General features: G+C 74.9%; 1 protein-coding gene and 1 pseudogene. One reads left to right on the top strand and one right to left on the bottom strand.

The window, feature by feature from the left end:
• The first annotated feature begins 168 nt into the window (after window positions 1–168).
• Complete coding sequence (locus AC1DUQ_RS19440) at window positions 169–834, top strand: SDR family oxidoreductase (RefSeq protein WP_477060830.1); 666 nt, start codon at window positions 169–171, stop codon at window positions 832–834.
• Window positions 835–836: 2 nt separating this feature from the next.
• Here AC1DUQ_RS19440 and AC1DUQ_RS19445 read toward each other — a convergent pair.
• A pseudogene (locus tag AC1DUQ_RS19445) lies at window positions 837–3,508 on the bottom strand (hypothetical protein); the annotation flags it as partial.

A 3,508-nucleotide genomic window follows, 5' to 3' on the forward strand; every position in this document is an offset into this window, starting at 1 on the left:
CACCTACACCGCCCTCTCGCTGGCGCCGGCCGGTTCCGACGACGTGCACCGCCTGGGCGACCGGCTCAGCCACCTGCGGCTCCTCGACGTCCTCGCCGACTCGGGCGACGCCGGCTGAGCACACTCCCCCGGTCGCAGGTCGGAGCACCTGTCCTTACCGTGGAGGGCATGCGCATCGCGATCGCTGGGGGCCACGGTCAGATCGCGCGACTCCTGTCCCGCGGGCTCACCGCGCGGGGGGACGTCCCGGTCGCGCTGGTCCGGCAGCTCGCGCACGTCGACGACGTCTCCGCGGACGGTGCCGAGGCGGTCGTCCTCGACCTCGAGCGCGCCAACGCGCTGGACGTGGCCGAGGCGATCTCCGGTGCGGACGCCGTCGTGTTCGCGGCAGGGGCCGGCCCGGGCAGCGGCGCCGCGCGGAAGGACACCGTGGACCGTGCCGCCGTCGCGCTGCTGGCCGACGGCGCCGAGCAGGCGGGCGTGCGCCGCTACGTCCTCGTCTCGTCGATGGGAGCCGGTGCACCACCACCGGCGGGGACCGACGAGGTGTTCGCGGCGTACCTCGTCGCCAAGCGCGCCGCCGAGATCGACCTGCGGACGCGCGACCTCGACTGGACGATCCTGCGCCCCGGTGCGCTCACGAACGAGCACCCGACGGGTGCGGTCCTCCTCGACTCGTCCGTCCCGCGCGGCTCCGTCACCCGAGCCGACGTGGCCGCGGTGCTGGTGGCCCTCCTGCACGAGACGCGGTCGGCGGGGCTGACCCTGGAGCTGGTCGGGGGCGTCGTGCCCGTCGACGCGGCCGTCGCCGCCGTCACCGACAGCTCCGTCTGAGGTCAGCCGACCGGGGGCGCGGACCGCAGGGTGATCGCGCCGATGAGGTACTGGTCCCCGGTCGTCGTGGCGGTCAACGAGCTGACGTCGCACGCGAGCGTCACCTCGGCAAAGCCCTTGGCATCGGTGCCCAGCGAGTTGGCCGCTCGCCAGCCCGTCGCGGTGGAGTCGAACGCGTTGCCGCTCACCCCACCGGACGGCACGAGGGGGTGCGCGCTCCCCAGGCACGTGTCGCCCAGCACGAGACGGTCACCGCCGCTGGTGCGGTCGCCCTCCCACGCCACGACGCCGATCCGGGCGGTGCTGCCCGCCTCGGCGGCGAACTCGAACGCGGCCGCCGCGGCCGACGTCCCGATCCACTTACCGCCGTCGTACACCGTCACCGAGGCGGCCGAGCCGGGGTCGGAGTAGACGACGACCATCGACCAGCCGGCGTAGTAGGTCCGGTCCTTGTCGGTCGCGGTCTTGCTGACGGCCACGTCGGCCACCGACCAGTCGCCCGCGCCGCCGCGCTTGACCTGGTCCGTCACGTCCGCGAACGACTGGTAGTACTGCCGGCTCGCGTTGTCGGTGGGCTGGGCGATCACCGTGCCGGTGACATCCGTGTACGTCCCTCCGGGTCCGCGCAGCCGGGCCGACTCCAGCGGGTCGCTGAACTTGTCGTGCTCGCCCACGTTGGCCGACCAGTACAGCCCCGCGAAGACGATCTCTCGTCCGGCCGGGACGACGAGCCGCGCGGTCGACGACACCGGCACCTTCGTGCGTGGCGTCTTCGGGGCGGGGGGTGCCTCGTCGAGCGGCACCATGGTGAGCGAGTTGTTGTCGCGGTCGCCCTTGGTGAGTGCCGAGACGCACTCCGGCGCGGCCGGGTTGCAGGACAGCAGCGGTGCACCGATCTCGGTCACGTCGGCGTGCGCGAAGCTCGCACGGACGTCCAGCCCGGCCGACGCGGTCTGCACCGGCTTCTCTGCCCGCACCTCCGCGGCGCCGGCGGCGGTGACCGTGACCGAGGCGTTCTCCCTGGCGCTCCCCTGCCACGTGACGCGGACGGTCACCTGGACGGGCGTGCCCACCTCCACCGTGCCCAGGGCGCAGGTGACCGTGCGTCGGTTCGGCGACACGGTGCACCCGGTATCCGCGGCGGCGCCGGGTACGGCCCAGACCTGGACGGGCAGGCGGAGGGTGGCGACCGTCCCGGCGGCGTCGGCGCCGGTCGCCGTCACCGTGAAGGTCGCCTCACCGGTGCCGCCGGTCCGCAGGAGCACCTCGGGATCGTGCTGGCCGAGGGCGAGGACGGGCCCGCGTACGGCGACCGCCACCAGGAACGGGGCGGCAGCGTCAGCGTCGGGCGCCTGAGCCTGGACCGTGACGACACCGCCACCTGCCGGGAACGCACCCGCGACGGCCTGCACGGTGAGGGGCAGCTGGAGCGTGGCACCGGGGTCGATCCGCGCCGCCGTGCACACGACGGTCGGGGCCGTGCCCGCCGAGCAGCTCCATGCGCCGCTCACAGTCGCCGGCGAGCCGAAGCCGAGGCCGTCCGGTCGCAGCGTCACCTGCACGCCCTCGGCCGGCAGCTCGCCGGTGTTCGTGACCGTCAGGGGCACGGTGGTGGGGGTGCCGAGCGCGACGACCGCCGCATGCTGGCCGCTGACCGCCAGAGCGGCAGGACGCTGCAGCGTGAACGGCACGGTCACCGTCTCCGACGACAGTCGACCGCTCGGCGCGAACTGGAGCACGAGCGAGCGGGCGGTCAGGACGTCGGGCGAGCCCGCCGTGAGGCGGAGGGACAGGGGTGCGTCCGCGCGAGCACCGACGGCGACCGTCCGGCAGTCGAGCGCGGTGGTCCCGCTGCAGGTCCACGCCGAGCCGGGTGCGGCGGCGCCGGTGACACCCGTGGRCAGGACGACGGACACCGCAGCCGCACCGGCGGGCAGGCCGGTGCCGCCCACGTTGGCCACCGGGAGGTCCAGCTGCCGGGTCCGTCCGGCGACCAGCGGGATCGTGGCGGGCGCGGTGCGCAGGGTCAGTCGGGCGGGCGACGCGGCGATGACCAGCCGGATCGGCGGCGCGACGTACTGGATGCCGGCGCCCAGGACACGCAGACCGATCTCGCCGTCCGACCGGTCGAACGACTCGTGGATGGAGACGCGCAGCGGCAGGACCGACGTCGACCGCGCCGGCAGGGCGTCGAGCGTGCAGCGCGCCAGGTTCGTCCCGTCGCCTGCCACGCACACCCAGCCGGCAGACGCCGTCACGGCGAACCGCCCGGCCGAGAGCCCGGAGAAGGCGGCGGACGCGACGCCGTCGAGCACGACACCCTCCGGGAGCGTCACCTCGGCCACGAGGTCCGTCGCCGCCGTCCCGCCGTTGTTGCGGACGACGACCGCGAGCTCCTGACCGCCCAGGCCGGCCTCGAGCGCCAGACCGCCGGTCGGCAGCTCGACCGCCACGTCGGCGGGCGTCGGAGCCGGGGGATCCGACGGGTCGGTGGGATCGGTCGGGTCGGTGGGATCCGTCGGGTCGGTGGAGTCCGTGGAGCCGGGGACGCTCGCGGTCAGCGCGCCGTCGGGTTCCCCGGCGTCCTCGTCGAGCACGATCTCGTCGGGCAGCAGCTCGGTGGGCTCCGGCGTCGGGATGTCCGTCGGCTGAGGTACGACCCCGGCCCCGGCCG

The sequence above is a fragment of the Cellulomonas sp. P4_B5_2 genome, from assembly GCF_056402235.1.